This is a genomic window from Streptomyces axinellae (assembly GCF_039532135.1).
Classification (GTDB): Bacteria; Actinomycetota; Actinomycetes; order Streptomycetales; family Streptomycetaceae; genus Streptomyces; species Streptomyces axinellae.
Window position 1 is genome coordinate 480,999 of the sequence record NZ_BAAARJ010000001.1, and the last position, 15,698, is coordinate 496,696.

A 15,698-nucleotide genomic window follows, 5' to 3' on the forward strand; every position below is an offset into this window, starting at 1 on the left:
TTCCTTCTTCGCGGTGAGTGGTTCTGTCTTCTTCGCGGTGAGTGGTTCTGTGGGATTGGAGGGGATGGCGGAGGGCTTCAGGGACGGGGGACCGGCCCGGCGGCGGGCCGCAGCGCGGCCAGCGCGCTGAGCGCGTGCTCGACGACCACCTGCGGCCCCGGGGCGACGGAGACGGTGACGCCGAGCTCGTCCGGCTCCAGGGGCTGGAGCGTCGCGAACTGGGAGTCCAGCAGGGCGACCGGCATGAAGTGGTCCTCGCGTGCGGCCATCCGCCGGGCGATCAGGGCGCGGTCGCCGGTGAGGTGCAGGTGGAAGACGCCGGGTGCGGCGGCCCGCAGCCGGTCACGGTAGGCCCGCTTGAGCGCGGAGCAGCTGACGACCCCGCCCCGCCGCTGGTGGCGGTGTGCCCAGGCGCCGATCGCGTCCAGCCAGGGCGCCCGGTCGGCGTCGTCCAGCGGGATACCGGCGGACATCTTGGCCACGTTCGCGGGCGGATGGAAGGCGTCGGCCTCGGCGTAGGGCACCTCCAGCGCCTCCGCGAGGAGCCGTCCGACCGTGGTCTTGCCGGTCCCGGCCACACCCATGACGACCACGACGTTCTGGTCCGTCATCTCACACCTCACTGCCTTGCTGTCCTCATCGACCTCGGCGCCGAGCACACTCAACCTCATAGGTCACATGTATTCAATAGCCGGACATCAATTAGTCATACTTAATTGACGTGACGCGGAGCACGTAGGCTGAACGTCCCGGGCGCTCGCCCAGCGGGGCGCGCGGGGCGGGGGCGGAACAACTCAGGAGAGCCACGACTCATGACCAGCCAGGCGGCACATCCGGACGGGGGACCGGCGCGCGAGCGGGGACTGCACGCCCAGGTGCTCGCCTCCCTTGGACCCGCGATCACTGCGGGCGAGCACCCCCCGGGCACCGTCCTGCTCACCGAGGAACTGGCCGCCCGGTACGAGGTCTCCCGCACGGTCGCCCGGGAGGCGGTACGGGTGCTGGAGTCCATGCACCTGGTCGAATCGCGCCGCCGGGTGGGGGTCACGGTCCTGCCCACCGAGCAGTGGAACGTCTATGACCCGCAGGTCATCACCTGGCGCCTCGCAGGCGCCGACCGTGGCCGCCAGCTTCGCTCCCTCACCGTGCTGCGCTCGGCCGTCGAACCGGTCGCCGCCCGCCTCGCCGCCGAACTGGCCACCCCGCAGGAGTGCGCCGCGCTGACCGAGCACGCCCTGGGCATGGTCGCCACCTCACGCGGCCAGCAGCTCGACAACTACCTGGTCCACGACATCGCCTTCCACGGCACCGTGCTGCGCGCCTCCCACAACGAGATGTTCGCCCGGCTCGGCGACGTCGTGGCCGCCGTCCTCACCGGGCGTACCCAGCACGAGGTCATGTTCAGCGACCCCCGCCAGGAGGCCGTCACCCTCCACGTGCAGGTGGCGGAGGCCGTCCGCGAGGGCGACGGCCCGCGCGCCGAGCGCGCCATGCGCACCATCACCGAGGACGCGATGGCCGAACTGGACGTCCTGGCTCCCTAGACGCAGAGTCGGCCAGGGCGCGGCGAGCACGCGCCCGCCGGGGCCGGGCGCGGTCCACGAGCGGTGGCGGTCACGCCCCGCCGGTCCAGCGCAGCAGCGCGTCGGTGGCAAGGGTGTTGATGACGCGCTCCACCGGCACCCCGCACTCGGCGGCGCGCACGCAGCCGCCCTCTTGCCAGCCGAGCTGACCGGGCGCGTGCGCGTCGGTGTCGATGGCGAAGTACGCCCCCGCGGCGAGGGCCCGCCGCAGCAGCCGGCGGGGCGGATCGCGGCGCTCCGGACGGCAGTTGATCTCCACCGCCGTCCGCGACTCGGCGCAGGCGGCGAAGACGGCGTCGGCGTCGAACTCCGACTCCGGGCGCCCTCTGCCCGAGGAGAGTCGGCCGGTGCAGTGCCCCAGCACGTCCACCAGGGGGTTGCGGACGGCGCGGACCATGCGCCGCGTCATCTCCCCGCGCGGCATCCGCAGCTTGGAGTGCACCGACGCGACCACCACATCGAGCCCGGCCAGCAACTCCTCCTCCTGGTCGAGCGCGCCGTCCTCCAGAATGTCGCATTCGATGCCGGTGAGCAGCCGGAACGGCGCCAGCCGTTCGCTCACCTCCGCGACCACCTCCAACTGCGCGCGCAGCCGGTCGGCGGACAGGCCGCGGGCGATCGTCAGACGTGGCGAGTGGTCGGTGAGCACCGCCCACTCGTGCCCGAGCGCCTTCGCCGTCGCCGCCATCTCTTCGATGGGGCTGCCACCGTCCGACCAGTCCGAGTGCAGATGGCAGTCGCCGCGCAGCGCCGCCCGCAGCTCCCGCGCCGCGCCGGGCAACGGCGGCTCCGCGTCCGCCCCGGCCTCCAGCCGGGCCAGGTAGCGCGGCACGTCGCCGCTCAGCGCCTCCCGCACGACCTGCGCGGTCTTGGGCCCCAGGCCCTTCAGCGACTCCAGCGTCCCCGCAGCCGCCCGCCGCTCGGCCTCCCCGTCCGGAAGCCCGGCCAGCACCTGCGCGGCCGTGCGGAAGGCCCGTACGCGATACGTCGGCGCCTGGGCGCGCTCCAGCAGGAACGCGATCCGCTCCAGTGCCGCCCGCGGCTCCATGGCCGCCCCTTCCGCCGGTCCCCGAGCCGTCTCCTCCCCGCTACGGTGACGCACCTGGGTCCTTCTCGCCCGCCGGGACTCCTTGGGCTCCCTCCTGGCGGGGCTCCTCGCCGGGCCTCCTTCCACGGGCTCCCCGTTGCGGCCGGTGCTCCGCCCGGCTGCCCGTGCTGTCAGTCGCGGAAGGAGCCGTCCGCCCGGCGCGCGTGGCCCGACAGCAGATGCCCGCACTGGGGGCAGTGGCGCCGTAGCCCCCGTTTGACGACATAGCCGATCCCCACCGTGCAGAGGTACATGAGCCCTACCGCCGTCTTCTGGACGAGCTTGCCCACACCGGATTTGGTGCACGTCGCGCAGTCGCGGCAACCGGATGCCATGGGGTTCCCCTTCGCTTGCTGTCACTTCGTGTTCCTGTGCGAAGAGACGCGCAGGGCGGGAGGGCGGGGTGCCCGGGCAGCGGCCCGGGGACCGCACCGGCACCCGGCTGTTACGGGAAGTGGACAATCGGCTCCCGGACGGGTGAACCACACCGGCTTCCGGAGGCGCCCCCGCCCACCAGCAGGTACGCATCAGAGCATGACAGAGCACACCAGCAGGACCCCGAGCACAGACGCGACCCCGGACACCGTCACAGCCAAGGCCGCGGGCCCCGGCCCGGCTGCGAAGACCGGTACAGCAGTGAAATCCGATACGGCCGTGAAATCCGATACAGCTGTGAAGACCGATACGGCCGTGAAGGCCCGTATGGGGGGACTCGTACGTGCCGCACTTCTCTGCGCTCTCACCGCCGGGGCGCTGACCCTGACCGCCCCCGCCCAGGCCGGGCCCGCCCACACGTCCACCTCGGCCCCTGCCCTCGCCCCGATGAAGCGCTGCCCGACGGGGGCCTACTGGGAGCCCCGCAACAGGGCGTGCGTGCCCATGTCGCGCCCGCTGGTGCGGCGTTAGCGCGGTGACCGGGGGGCCGGGCGGACCGGAGCCGGCGGATGGGGGCGTGCTCCGGGCCGCGAGGTAAAGTCTCCGCACCACTGTCGATGGGGAGGTCGCGGTCGAATTGGCTGAGCCCGGCCGTTCGCAGAGCAAAGCGGACTACGTCTACGATTCCCTGCTGCGCGAGATTCGCACCGCCGAGATTCCCGGCGGAACTCCCTTGCGGGCCGCAGCCGTTGCCGAGCGGCTGGGGGTCTCCATCACGCCGGTACGCGAGGCGCTCCGACGGCTGGAGCGGGACGGCCTGATCAGCTACGAGCGGCATCACGGGGCGACGGTCATCGACCTCAGCGATGAGGCCCTTTCGGAGTTCTACAGCGTCCGGGCCGCGATCGAGGGTCTGGGGGCGAGACTGGCCGCGGCCAGGATCACCAGGGAACAGCTCGACGAATTGTGGCAGTCGCACGCGTCGATGGTGGAGGACGAGCGGCGGGGAAGGCACGAACTGCTGGGCGAGCAGAGCCGTCAGCTGCATCTGGCGGTCACCGAAATCGGCGGCCCCGCCTTTCTGGGGGCCCACGCCCGATCCGTGCGCAACAGCTATCCGGTGCCTCCGGGCGCCTCGTTGTGGCTCGACCCGGCTCACGCGAAGAACAACCTGAACGTGCACGAGCGGATGCTCCGGGCCCTCCAGGTCGGGGACGGCAACACGGCCGAGCGCATCATGGTCGAGCACGTGCAATTCAGCAGCGACTACCGGCTGGGACGGCGCGGCCCCTGCTGAGGCGGGCGCTGATCGCCGCCGTCGCTCCGCCGGGGCCCGCCATGCGCGGTCGGTCCCACCGTTTCGCCAAGGGAACACGCAGGGGAGCCCTCGGGCTGGAGCTGGGCGGGATCGTGCTCGGTGGGACCGTCTCCGGCCAGGGCGAGCCGAGGGCCCGTCCACCGGATCGCGCCCGGGGTCCCGGACAGTCTGAACAGCACGTTCTGAACGCTCACGTGGCCCAGTTCCTCGTCCGGCATGTCCAAGATCGTGTTGAGCGCCCGGTATTGAGGGTCTTCGGCGATGTCGGAGGCGTCGTAGACGGGTGCGAACGCGGCCTGCGCCGCGCCGAACGCCTCGATCACCTCGTCCGCGTCGCGCTCGGCTATCCAGCGGCCGACCGCCGTGTCGAGTTCGTCCACGTGCTCGACCCTGCCCTGGCCGGTGGCGAACCACGGCTGCTCCACCAGGTCGCCCCTGCCGACCAGGCGCATCACCCGTGCGGCGATGGGCTGGGCGCTCGTCGAGATCGCCAGCCAGCGTCCGTCGCGGGTGCGGTAGGTGTTGCGCGGGGCGTTGCTGTGCGAACGGTTGCCGGTGCGCTGGGGGAGTACGCCCAGCGCGTTGTAGGCCGCGACCTGGGGGCCGAGAACCGACAGGATCGGTTCGATGAGGGCCATGTCGATCACCTGGCCCTGCCCGGTCTCGTCCCGGGAGCGCAGCGCGACCATGACCGCGTAGGACATGGCCAGTCCCGCGACGCCGTCCGCGAGAGCGAGCGGGGGCAGCCTCGGCGGGCCGTCCGGCTCGCCGGTCGCGGACGCGAAGCCGCTCATCGCCTCGGCCAGGGTGCCGAACCCGGGCTGCGAGGCCCTCGGCCCGAACTGACCGAAGCCCGTCATCCTGGCGACGACGAGCCGAGGGTTGACCCGCTGGAGCTCCGCCGGTCCGAGGCCCCACCGCTCCAGGGTTCCGGGGCGGAAGTTCTCGATCAGCACGTCGGTGGTCGCGTGATCTCACTGACCGGCGAGCGGAGGCTTGCGTCAAAGTGGCTGTACTGGCGGTTTGTTGGGCTCTTCTGGGCGTTGGGGTCCGTCGTTGCACGAAGGGGATCGAAATCCGGCGTCGCGCCGACCTCTTGCCCTCCGGTCGGGAAAGTTATAAAACTTCCCTCGCCCTCGCACAGGAACAGAGGGGTCAGCGCTCGACCTCCGTCCGGTCGCCGCCCCAGAGGGTGTGGAAGACGCCGTCGCGGTCGGTGCGCCGGTAGGTGTGCGCCCCGAAGTAGTCGCGCTGGCCCTGGGTGAGCGCGGCGGGCAGGCGGTCGGCGCGCAGGGAGTCGTAGTAGGCGAGGGCGGAGGAGAAGCCGGGGGTGGGGACACCCTGGGTGACGGCTGTGGCCAGCACCTGGCGCCAGTCGTCCTGGGCGGCGGCGATCTCGTCGGCGAACCTCTTGTCGGCGAGCAGGCTCGGCAGTTGGGGCTGGGCCGCGTAGGCGCCGGTGATCCGGTCGAGGAAGGCGGCCCGGATGATGCAGCCGCCGCGCCAGATCGCGGCGACCTTGCCGAGGTCGATGTTCCAGCCGTACTGCTCGCTGCCGGCGGCGATCTCGTGGAAACCCTGTGTGTACGAGACGATCTTCGAGGCGTACAGGGCCTGTTCGACGCGAGCGCAGAAGGCCGACGAGTCGGCCTCGCCGAGGGCGTGTGGCCTGGGCCCGGCCAGCTTGCGGGAGGCGGCACGCAGATCCGCGTGGCCGGAGACGGAGCGGGCGAAGACGGCCTCGGCGATTCCGGAGACCGGAGCGCCCAGGTCCAGGGCGATCTGCACGGTCCAGCGCCCCGTGCCCTTCTGCTCCGCCTGGTCCTCCACCACGTCGATGAACGGCTTGCCGGTCGCCGCGTCGGTGTGCGACAGGACCTCGGCGGTGATCTCGATGAGGTACGAATCGAGACGGCCCTCGTTCCAGGAGCGGAAGATGTCCGCGATCTCCGCGGGAGAGAAGCCGCCCACCTGCCGCAGCAGGTCGTACGCCTCGGCGATGAGCTGCATATCGGCGTACTCGATGCCGTTGTGCGTCATCTTGACGAAGTGGCCCGCACCGTCCGGGCCGCAGTGCGTGACGCAGGGAGTGCCGTCCGACTCCGCCTTCGCCGAGATCTTCTCCAGCATGGGGCCGAGCGAGGCGTAGGACTCCTCGGAGCCGCCGGGCATGATGCTCGGGCCGTGCAACGCGCCTTCCTCACCGCCGGAGACACCGGTACCGACGAAGTGGATGCCCTGCTCGCGCAACTCCTTCTCACGCCGCCGGGTGTCCGCGAAGTGCGCGTTCCCGCCGTCGATGATGACGTCTCCGTCTTCGAGGAGCGGGGCGAACTCCCTGATCACGGCGTCCGTCGCCTCCCCCGCCTGCACCATGACGACCAGGCGCCGAGGCCGCTCCAGAGCCGCCACGAACTCCTCGGGGCTCTGCGTGGCGACGAACTCGCCCTCCTCGCCGAACTGCTCGATGACCTCGCGTGTGCGGGCGGCGGTCCTGTTGTGCAGAGCGACGGTGTAGCCGTTGCGGGCGAAGTTACGGGCCAGGTTGCGCCCCATGACGGCCAATCCGGTGACGCCGATCTGGGCCGATGCTGTCATGTGTACCCCTTCTGGAGCGTGCTCGTGCGGGCGGGCCGGTGCCGCCGTACCCCTTCCGATGGTCTCGCGGCCCCCGCCGGTCCGCTCGCCGGGGCCGGTGGCGGGCCTGTGTAGGGAGGGCCACATGGCGCGTCCGCGAGGCAGCCGGCCGGCACACGACGGGCGCTCTATTTCGCGTCCGCGTAGCACTCCACGACCGCCGTGGTGAACGCGAACCGCACCGGGGTCGGGCCGAACGCCGCCACCCCGGCCTGCTCGCCCGCCGCCCCGATCGCCTCGGCGACCGCCTCCGCCTCCTCGGCCGGGCAGTGCACGATCACCTCGTCGTGCTGGAAGAACACCAGCTCGGCGGCCATGCCCGCCAGCCGCTGACGCAGCGCGGCCAGCATCAGCACCGCCCAGTCGGCGGCGCTGCCCTGCACCACGAAGTTCCGGGTGAACCGGCCTCGCGCCCTGGCCGCACCGCCTCCGCCGGACCACCGCTCTCCGCCCGCCTCCCCCTCGTCGGCCCCGGCCTCGGCGCCCGCCCCCTCACCGGCCTCCGGCCCGCTGCCGCCGTCCTCACCGGCCGCCCCGCCCTGCCCCGCCGGGGGACAGGTGCGGCCGAGGTGGGTACGCACCAGACGCCCTTCCTCACCCGCCCGCGCCGCCTCGTCCACATAGGCGACAGCGGCCGGGAAGCGTCTTCGGAGCGCGGCGAGGTTCTTGAGCCCGTCGCCGCTGGTCTGGCCGTAGATCGCGCCGAGCAGCGCCAGCTTCGCCTGGGCACGATCGCCGGAAAACGCCTTCTCCGACAGCTCCGTGTACAGATCGCGGCTACTGCCCGCCACCGCCATCAGCCCCGGATCCCGGGAGACAGCGGCCAGCACACGGGGCTCCATCTGATCGGCGTCCGCCACCACCAGGCGCCAGCCCGGGTCGGCGACCACGGCACGGCGCACCACCTTCGGAATCTGGAGCGCCCCGCCCCCGTTGGTCGTCCACCGTCCGGAGGCCGCCCCTCCGGGCACGTACTCCGCATGGAAGCGGCCCTCGCGCACCCAGGAGCGCAGCCAGGCCCAGCCGTGCGCGGTATAGAGCCGGTAGAGCTTCTTGTAGCGCAACAGGGGCTCGACGGCCGGATGATCGACCTTCTCCAGCTCCCACTTGCGGGTGGACGACAGCCGGATTCCGGCGCGCGCGAACGCCTGGAGCACCTCGGCCGCCAGATCCGGCCGGACCCGCACCTCGGGGCCGAATGCCCGCGAGACCTCCTCTTCCAGTTCGACAAGGCGGCGCGGCAGCCCGCCGCCCGCGTACCGCTCGCCCAGCAGCTCCCGCAGCAGCTCCCGGTGGACCTCGGCGCTCCAGGGGACACCCGCCCTGGTCATCTCGGCCGCCACCAGCGTGCCCGCCGACTCGCCCGCCAGCAGCAGCCGCATACGCTCCGGGTGCTCAGCCCGCTCCGTACGGCTCAGCTGCGCGGCGTACACCTCCAGCAGCACCTCCAGCGGATCCGTGCCCTCGGGCAGCGGCACCGGCCCGGCTTCGAACAGCGAAGGCTGCGGGTCGGACTCGCGTGGCACGGCCTGCCGGTCCGGCGGGACGGGCAGCCCGTGCAGCCGCGCCCACGCCGCCGGCAGCGAGCGGGCGTGCCCCGCCCTGCCCTCATGGCCCAGCAGCAGGGCCTCGGCCGCCTCCACGTCGTAGCACCGCTCCACGCGCGCCCCGGCCCCACCTCCTGGCCGGGAGGACGCGGAGGCCGCCAGCTCCGGATGGATCCCGGCCGTCGAGCGCCACACCCAGCGGGCCGCCTCCGGTCTGGACTGCACCGCTGCCGCCGCCGACCTCTCGGTGCGCACGGGGCCCGACCGCCGGCCCCGTGCGTCCACCGGACACACGCGCACCCGTCCGTCCCCCACGGGGGCCAGTGCCCACCTGACTCCGGTGACCTCGTCGGACGTGACGCGTTCCGCCACTGCCTCTGCCATGCCGCCGAGTCTCCCAGCCCGCACTGACAACGCCCCCGGCCGCTGCCGGGCGCCTGCTCCGTCCCCCGTCCCCGCCTCGCCTCGCGCCGGGCGGGGCTGAGACGCGCGCGCCGCGAGTCCGCGAGGGTTCGCGGAGGTCACGCTCCGGTGAGGAGCGTGACAGACGCAGCTTGTTTGTCCGGCCTCCCTCCGAAGTGCTTGATCACCGGTGCACGGATGCGCTGAGGCGGCGCGGCGCGGCGCGGCCTGGGCGGGCAGGCCCCAGCTGGGTTTGCCTCCGGGCCGGCCGTGGACGCCGGTGTCTCCGACGTGGATGCCCGTGAGGGCGCGCAGCACTGCCCGGTCGCGGGCACGGCGCAAGGCCGCGGCGTCCGGGCTCGGCCGATCGGCCGCGTGGAAGAGGTCTGGGGCGCCGATCCGCCACAGTTGGTTGTCCCAGCCACGCGCGCCGAGCCCACAGGGCGATCGGCCGGCTCGGGGTGCTGGCCGCGCAGCAGATCGCGGATCAGCTCCGCGGTGATCTCGATCTCGGTACGGGGCATGCGGAGCAGCCACTGGCGGGCGGCGGCAGGCCGCTGGGGCGGGCGGGGCCAGGCGGCCGGCGGGGCTCCCGGTGGCAGGGAGCGGGCCCGCGGCCCCGGTGTGGAACATATTCGCCGTCCGGCTGGACACCCGTACGACGGACGCATCCCGTGCGGGCAGAAGGGGACTCCATGGATATCTCAGGAATCGTCAGCGCCGTCATCATCGGCCTCGTCATCGGCGCACTCGGCCGTCTTGTCCTGCCGGGGCGGCAGAACGTCGGGCTGCTCTGGACGCTCGTGGTCGGCATCGTCGCCGCACTGGTGGGAACGGCCATCGCCGGCGCGGTCGGTGTCGCCGATACCCGGGGGATCGACTGGATAGAACTCGCCATCCAGGTCGCCCTCGCGGCAGTAGGGGTCGGGATCCTGGACGGTGCGAAAGCGCGCGGCCGGTCGGAACGCCGCCGGTAGCCGGCCCCGCGTCCGCTATGGCTGCGCGTTGTCCGATGGTTCCGCTCCGTGCGTGAGGTAGCGCGTGAGCATGGCGACGAGTTCGTTCTCGAACCGATGGAGGTCGATGGAGTCGGGGGCGGCGATCAGCTTGTGGGCGAGGAGTTCGATCGTGGAGACGACGAGCCGGGCGGCGGTCTCCGTGTCGCCGACCTTGACCTCCGGGCGGCGTTCGAGCAACTCCCGGGTGTAGGCGACCCGTTCCTGTTCGTGACGGGAGATCCTCTGGAGAAGTTCCGGGACAAGTGGTGCGTGCTCGGCCATCACGCGGAGCAACTGCGGGTCGTCGAGGTGGTTGTCGATCGCGGCCCGTACGAACATGCGGATGATCTCTTCGAGGGAGTCGGGGAGTTCACCGTCCTGGCTCCGTGCCACGGCGCTCGCCCCCTCGTCGAGGTGCCGGATCACCAGCTCGACCAGGATCGCATCCTTGTTCGGGTAGTACTGGTACAGCGAGCCGATCGAGATCCGGGCGCGCTCGGCGATCCGGTTGGTGGTCCCGGCGGCGTAGCCGTGTTCGGCGAAAACATGAGCAGCCGCGGTGAGGATGCGCTGCCTGGTGAGTTCGGCGCGAGCCTGGCGTGGCTGTTTACGTGGCTGAAGTCCGCGATGGCCGGACGTCATGACACCTCCTGGGCAGCGCCGTGAACGCGAGTGGCGCAGGACCTGAATAATTGCTCACAATGTTGCCATGAACTGCGACGGAGCACAGAACGGCGGCCGTCGGCAGGGAGTGTGGCGGCGGGTGACGCGGGGTGGGTGCGCCCCACAGCCACCCGATGCTCCTCCCCGTACTGCCCGCCCCGCCCCCGTCTCTTCCCTGGAAGGAGTCTCCATGGTGAATGTCGGCGCACAGCTCGTTACCCGGCCTGGCGCACAGCCAGTTGCGCGGCCCCGGCGGGTGTCACCGGCCGAGGTCCGGGCCCGGCTCGGGGAGCCCGATCCCATGCTCAAGAGCAAGATTCTCGACCGGATCGACGATTACTCCCGGCTGTTCATCGCGCATTCCCCTTTCCTCTCGGTGGCGACGGCGGACGCGGCGGGGCGCGCCGACTGCTCACCCCGTGGCGACTATCCGGGATTTGTGAAGGTCCTCGACGAGCACACGCTCGCGATACCCGACCGGCCCGGAAACAAGATCGCCGACACTTTCGGCAATCTCGCCGAGAACGACGGCATCGGGCTGCTTTTCCTGATCCCCGGCGCACGCGAAACACTGCGGGTCAACGGCCGCGCCTATCCGACGGACGAACCCGATGTTCTCGCCAGGATGCGGACCGAGGCCAAAGAAGCGGTGCTGGCGATCGTCGTGGACGTGGAGGAGGTCTATTTCCACTGCGGTCGTGCGCTCATCCGCTCCCGGATGTGGGAGCCCGAGAGCCAGGCGCTCGCCGAGGAACTCCCGTCGGTCGGCGAGGTCGCCACCGCCCAGATGGGGCTCGACACCGACCCGGGCGTGATGGAGAGCGGCCTCGAAGAAGCCTATCGGAAGCTCTACTGAACGCCTTGACCGAATTGGCCCCACGCACAGGCCGAGGCGGCCACCGAGGGAAATGGGAACCCCCATGCAACAGATCATCGTCGACCGTATCGACCAGGTCGCCGAAGATGTCGTCTCGCTCGTTCTGCGCGGTGCCTCGGGCCCGCTCGCGCCCTGGGAGCCGGGAGCGCACATCGATGTGGCGCTGCCGAACTGGCTCACCCGGCAGTATTCGCTGTGCGGGGATACGGCCGATCGGGAGACCTATCGCATCGCGATACGGTACGACCCCCTCAGCCGGGGCGGTTCGGAATACATCCACCGGTTCCTACGCCGGGGCCGCGGACTCGAAGTGTCGCTGCCGCGCAACCACTTCGCACTCGAACCCGCGCCGGAATATCTCTTTCTCGCCGGGGGAATCGGTATCACCCCCCTGCTGCCGATGATGCGGGCGGCCCTCGCGTCGGCCGTTCCGGCGTCGCTCGTGTACCTGGGCCGGTCGCTCGCGACCATGCCGTTCACCGAAGAGCTGCGCTCCTCCTTCGGCGACCGGGTACGGATCGTCCCGACCAAGCAGCAGGGCAGGCCCGACCTCGGCACGCTGGGCCCCGGGCTGGACTCCGGCGCCCTGGTCTACTGCTGCGGCCCCGCGTCGATGCTCGCCGCCGCCCAGGACGCGTTCCCCGCCGGGCGGCTGCGGGCGGAGCGCTTTCACCCGGTGGCCAGGGCGTTCGCGCCGAACACGGAGTTCGAGGCGGCGCTGGCCCGCTCGGGGCGGACGGTGCGGGTGCCGGCCGACGAGTCGCTCCTTGAGGCCCTGGCCCACGCCGGGCGGCCTGTTCAGGCCGGCTGCCGCGAAGGTGTCTGCGGCAGTTGCGAACTCACCGTGCTCGACGGCGAGCCCGAGCACCGGGACGACATCGGTGCCCCCGCCGGCCGCATGTACGCGTGCGTCTCCCGCGCGCGGTCGGCCCGGCTCGTGCTGGATCTCTGACGAAGGTCTTCCGGTCCGGCACGCGGGCCGCGGGAGGGCGGGTACCGCACCTGGACCGCGGGGAGGCGGGTACCGCACGTTCGTCGCCGGGCGAGCCCCGGCTGTGGCGGATGTGGGACGCAGCACGGCCCCGCGGCGGATCGCGCAGCGGGGCCGTACGTCGTCTCGCACGAGGCTGCGGGGCGTACGCCTGTGACGCCGGGTGGGCCCCGCTGTTCTTGTCCGGTTACGGCCGCGATGCCGCCTCGGCCATGGTCACTTGATGGCCTTGATCAGCTCTCCGTTCGCCGTGTCACCGCTCAGCTCCCAGAAGAAGGTGCCGCCCAGGCCCTGCTGTGCGGCCCAGCTGCCCTTGGTGCCGATGGTCTCGGGGGTGTCGTAGCTCCACCACTGGTTGCCGCAGTATGCGTAGGCGGTGCCGCCGACCTTGCCGGTTGCCGGGCACCTGGTCTTGAGGTCCTTGTAGTCCTCGATTCCCTGTTCGTACTTGCCCGGCGCGGGCCCGCTCGCGGTGCCGCCCGGCACGGACTGAGTGACTCCGCTCCAGCCCCGGCCGTAGAAGCCCAGCCCGTACAGCAGCTTGCCGCTGGGTACGCCCAGGCCCTTGAGCTTGGCGATCGTCGCCTCGGTGTTGAAGCCGTTCTTGGGGATGCCCTGGTACGAGCTGAGCGGGGAGTGCGGAGCCGTGGGTCCCTGCGCGTCCCACGCCCCGAAGTAGTCGTAGGTCATCGGCAGGTACCAGTCCACATACTGCGCCGCCGCCTTGTAGTCGGTGGCATCCATCTTGCCGCCGGAGGAGGCGTCGGCGGTGATGGCCGCGGTGACCAGCTTGCCGCTGAACTTCGCGCGCAGCGCCTTCAGTACGTTCGCGAAGGCGTCCCGCCCGCTGGTGTCGCACGTCAGGCCGCAGGCGTTGGGGTACTCCCAGTCGATGTCGATGCCGTCGAAGAGCCCGGCCCAGCGCGAGTCGTTGACCAGGTTGTAGCAGGACTCGGCGAACGCCTGGGGGTTGCGGGCCGCCTCGCCGAAGCCGCCGGACCAGGTCCAGCCGCCGAAGGACCACAGGACCTTCAGGCCGGGGTGCTTCTTCTTGAGTTTCAGCAACTGGTTGAAATTGCCGCGCAGCGGCTGGTCCCAGGTGTCGGCCTGACCATCGACGCTCTGGTCGGCGGTGTATGCCTTCTCGTAGTCGGCGTAGCTGTCACCGACCGTGCACCGGCCGCCCTGGACATTGCCGAAGGCGTAGTTGATGTGGGTGAGCTTGGCCGCCGAGCCCGAGGTCTCGACGTTCTTGACGTGGTAATTGCGCTGGTAGACACCCCAGTTGGTGAAGTACCCGATGGTCTTGCCCGCCGCGATGGACTGTCTGGCGGCGGGCGGGTTCGCGGCGGCGGTCTCCGTGGCGGAGGCGGCGGCCGTGACGGACTTCGGGGGCGCGACGGGGGACTGCCGTTCGCCCGGTGAGGCGCCGGCCGAGGCCGAGGCCGTGGCCGACAAGAGGGTCGTCGCGAGCACCGTGGCACAGGCCGCGCCCAGGAAGGCGGAGAGCCTGCGGCGCTTGGGGAGCGCGCGGCGAGCGGTTGCGGGCTGAGTGGAACGCAAGCGTCTTTCTTCCGGTCCGAGCATGGTTCTCCTCGCGTGTGGGGTGCGGAGGGTGAGTGCTGCGGCCGTGCCATGCGTGTCCGTATGTCGTGGCATGCATGGACACTTCTGTACGTCCTACGTTCACCGGAATGTAGAAGGACTAGACCAGTCCGTCAATGGTTCGGACCAATTGCCGTGCGGAGGGACCCGTTCCGGCGCGGGGCGCCGCCGTGCGCCGGTGACGTGTGTCGCCCGATCGGGCATACTCCCATTCGCCGCCACCGCTGGTCAGCCGCACTCGTAACCCGAGGAGGCAGGATCACGGCACAGCAGCGGCACCCGGCCCCGCCTCGCGGGCCAGTGTCCACGGCACGGCGTCAACACCCAGGAGTCGTCGCCGCAGTTCCTGACGAAGGAGAGCGCACATGCCGGAGTACGGTCCGCGGCCGGTGGAGCGTGAACTGCCCACCGAGGAAGCCCGCGATCTGCTGGCACTCGCCCGCGACCTGGCCCAGCGTGAGGTCGAACCCGCCGCGGCCGAGGGCGAGCGCACCGGCACCTTTCCGCGCGAGACCTTCGCACTCCTGTCACGGTCCGGCCTGCTCGGCCTGCCCTACCCCGAGGAGTACGGCGGCGGGGGGCAGCCCCATGAGGTCTACCTCCAGGTCCTGGAGGAGCTGGCCGCCGCCCGGCTCACTGTCGGCCTCGGCACCAGCGTTCACTCTCTCGCCTGCCACGGCCTCGCACACTTCGGTACCAAGGAACAGCGTGCCGAGCATCTGCCCGCCATGCTCGGCGGCGAACTGCTGGGCGCCTACTGCCTGTCCGAGCCCGCTTCCGGATCCGACGCCGCAGCGCTGCGCACCCGCGCCGTGCGGGACGGCGACGACTGGCTGCTGAGCGGCACCAAGGCGTGGATCACCCACGCGGGCATCGCCGACTTCTACACCGTGCTCGCCCGCACCGGTGAGGACGGCCCCCGCGGCATCACGGCGTTCCTGGTCCCCGGCGACGCCGAAGGGCTCAGCGCGGCGCCGCCCGAGCGCAAGATGGGGCTCAACGGCTCGCCGACCGCACAACTTCACCTGGACGGTGTACGGGTCCCCGACTCGCGGCGGCTGGGGGAGGTGGGCCAGGGCTTCTCCGTCGCGCTCTCCTCCCTCGACGGCGGACGGCTCGGTATCGCGGCCTGCGCCATCGGCGTCGCCCAGGCCGCCATGGACGAGGCTTTGGCCTACACGGCGGGCCGCGAACAATTCGGCCGCCCCATCAGCGACTTCCAGGGGCTCCGCTTCATGCTCGCCGACATGGGCACCCAGATCGAGGCCGGCCGCGCCCTCTATCTCGCGGCGGCGCGGCGGCACGATGCGGGACAGCCCTTCTCGCGGCAGGCCGCCATGGCGAAGCTGTTCTGCACCGACGCGGCGATGCGCGTCACCACCGACGCGGTCCAACTGCTGGGCGGTTATGGCTACACCGCCGACTTCTCCGCGGAGCGCTCTATGCGCGAGGCCAAGGTGCTCCAGATCGTGGAGGGCACCAACCAGATCCAGCGCATGGTGATCGCCCGTCACCTCGCCGGCCCGGAGAGCTCCCGCTGAGTCATACGGGCCGCGTGACGCGGGCGAGGGGCCGCCCCTGGCCGGCGGGGGCTCCGGCTTCCCCGCCTGCCGGG

Annotated in this window: 14 protein-coding genes and 1 pseudogene; 7 read left to right on the top strand and 8 right to left on the bottom strand. The window is 71.5% G+C overall.

The window, feature by feature from the left end; all coding sequences use genetic code 11:
• Window positions 1–77: 77 nt before the first annotated feature.
• On the bottom strand, window positions 78–611 hold the full coding sequence (locus ABD339_RS02010) for a gluconokinase (protein WP_344561607.1): 534 nt from the start codon (window positions 609–611) through the stop codon (window positions 78–80).
• Between the two features lie 201 nt (window positions 612–812).
• On the opposite strand from ABD339_RS02010, the gene ABD339_RS02015 reads away from it, so the two are divergent.
• Window positions 813–1,544, top strand: coding sequence for a FadR/GntR family transcriptional regulator (locus ABD339_RS02015; RefSeq protein ID WP_344561459.1), 732 nt, complete (start codon window positions 813–815; stop codon window positions 1,542–1,544).
• 70 nt (window positions 1,545–1,614) lie between these two features.
• Here ABD339_RS02015 and ABD339_RS02020 read toward each other — a convergent pair whose 3' ends face one another.
• On the bottom strand, window positions 1,615–2,631 hold the full coding sequence (locus ABD339_RS02020) for a PHP domain-containing protein (RefSeq protein ID WP_344561461.1): 1,017 nt from the start codon (window positions 2,629–2,631) through the stop codon (window positions 1,615–1,617).
• A 170-nt stretch (window positions 2,632–2,801) separates the two neighbouring features.
• Window positions 2,802–3,005 (bottom strand): hypothetical protein, encoded by a 204-nt coding sequence (locus ABD339_RS02025; protein WP_344561463.1) that lies wholly within the window; start codon window positions 3,003–3,005, stop codon window positions 2,802–2,804.
• 337 nt (window positions 3,006–3,342) lie between these two features.
• Between ABD339_RS02025 and ABD339_RS02030 the strand changes: the two genes are divergently transcribed.
• Both ABD339_RS02030 and ABD339_RS02035 read left to right on the top strand, forming a co-directional pair.
• Window positions 3,343–3,576, top strand: a complete 234-nt coding sequence (locus tag ABD339_RS02030) for a hypothetical protein (protein ID WP_344561465.1) — start codon at window positions 3,343–3,345, stop codon at window positions 3,574–3,576.
• A 106-nt stretch (window positions 3,577–3,682) separates the two neighbouring features.
• The gene (locus ABD339_RS02035) at window positions 3,683–4,342 is read left to right on the top strand and encodes a GntR family transcriptional regulator (RefSeq protein WP_344561467.1); all 660 of its coding nucleotides are present in this window, start codon (window positions 3,683–3,685) and stop codon (window positions 4,340–4,342) included.
• Window positions 4,343–4,425: 83 nt separating this feature from the next.
• On the opposite strand, the pseudogene ABD339_RS02040 reads toward ABD339_RS02035, so the two are convergent.
• From ABD339_RS02040 to ABD339_RS02050, 3 genes and pseudogenes are all read right to left on the bottom strand, one after another.
• Window positions 4,426–5,331 (bottom strand): annotated as a pseudogene (locus tag ABD339_RS02040) (CaiB/BaiF CoA transferase family protein); the annotation flags it as partial.
• A gap of 187 nt (window positions 5,332–5,518) precedes the next feature.
• The gene (gene gndA, locus ABD339_RS02045; protein WP_344561469.1) at window positions 5,519–6,961 is read right to left on the bottom strand and encodes an NADP-dependent phosphogluconate dehydrogenase; all 1,443 of its coding nucleotides are present in this window, start codon (window positions 6,959–6,961) and stop codon (window positions 5,519–5,521) included.
• 167 nt (window positions 6,962–7,128) lie between these two features.
• Window positions 7,129–8,931, bottom strand: a complete 1,803-nt coding sequence (locus tag ABD339_RS02050; RefSeq protein ID WP_344561471.1) for a bifunctional 3'-5' exonuclease/DNA polymerase — start codon at window positions 8,929–8,931, stop codon at window positions 7,129–7,131.
• A gap of 713 nt (window positions 8,932–9,644) precedes the next feature.
• Here ABD339_RS02050 and ABD339_RS02055 point away from each other — a divergent pair.
• A complete protein-coding gene (locus ABD339_RS02055) occupies window positions 9,645–9,926 on the top strand; it encodes a GlsB/YeaQ/YmgE family stress response membrane protein (protein ID WP_344561473.1) in 282 nt (93 codons plus the stop codon).
• A gap of 15 nt (window positions 9,927–9,941) precedes the next feature.
• On the opposite strand, the gene ABD339_RS02060 is transcribed toward ABD339_RS02055, so the two are convergent.
• Window positions 9,942–10,589 (bottom strand): TetR/AcrR family transcriptional regulator, encoded by a 648-nt coding sequence (locus ABD339_RS02060; protein ID WP_344561475.1) that lies wholly within the window; start codon window positions 10,587–10,589, stop codon window positions 9,942–9,944.
• A gap of 211 nt (window positions 10,590–10,800) precedes the next feature.
• Between ABD339_RS02060 and ABD339_RS02065 the strand changes: the two genes are divergently transcribed.
• Window positions 10,801–11,466 (top strand): MSMEG_1061 family FMN-dependent PPOX-type flavoprotein, encoded by a 666-nt coding sequence (locus tag ABD339_RS02065; protein ID WP_344561477.1) that lies wholly within the window; start codon window positions 10,801–10,803, stop codon window positions 11,464–11,466.
• 64 nt (window positions 11,467–11,530) lie between these two features.
• The gene (locus ABD339_RS02070) at window positions 11,531–12,439 is read left to right on the top strand and encodes a PDR/VanB family oxidoreductase (RefSeq protein WP_344561479.1); all 909 of its coding nucleotides are present in this window, start codon (window positions 11,531–11,533) and stop codon (window positions 12,437–12,439) included.
• A 255-nt stretch (window positions 12,440–12,694) separates the two neighbouring features.
• Here ABD339_RS02070 and ABD339_RS02075 read toward each other — a convergent pair whose 3' ends face one another.
• A complete protein-coding gene (locus ABD339_RS02075) occupies window positions 12,695–14,065 on the bottom strand; it encodes a glycoside hydrolase family 18 protein (RefSeq protein ID WP_425575851.1) in 1,371 nt (456 codons plus the stop codon).
• A gap of 383 nt (window positions 14,066–14,448) precedes the next feature.
• Between ABD339_RS02075 and ABD339_RS02080 the strand changes: the two genes are divergently transcribed.
• Window positions 14,449–15,624, top strand: coding sequence for an acyl-CoA dehydrogenase family protein (locus ABD339_RS02080; RefSeq protein WP_344561483.1), 1,176 nt, complete (start codon window positions 14,449–14,451; stop codon window positions 15,622–15,624).
• The last annotated feature ends 74 nt before the right edge of the window (window positions 15,625–15,698 follow it).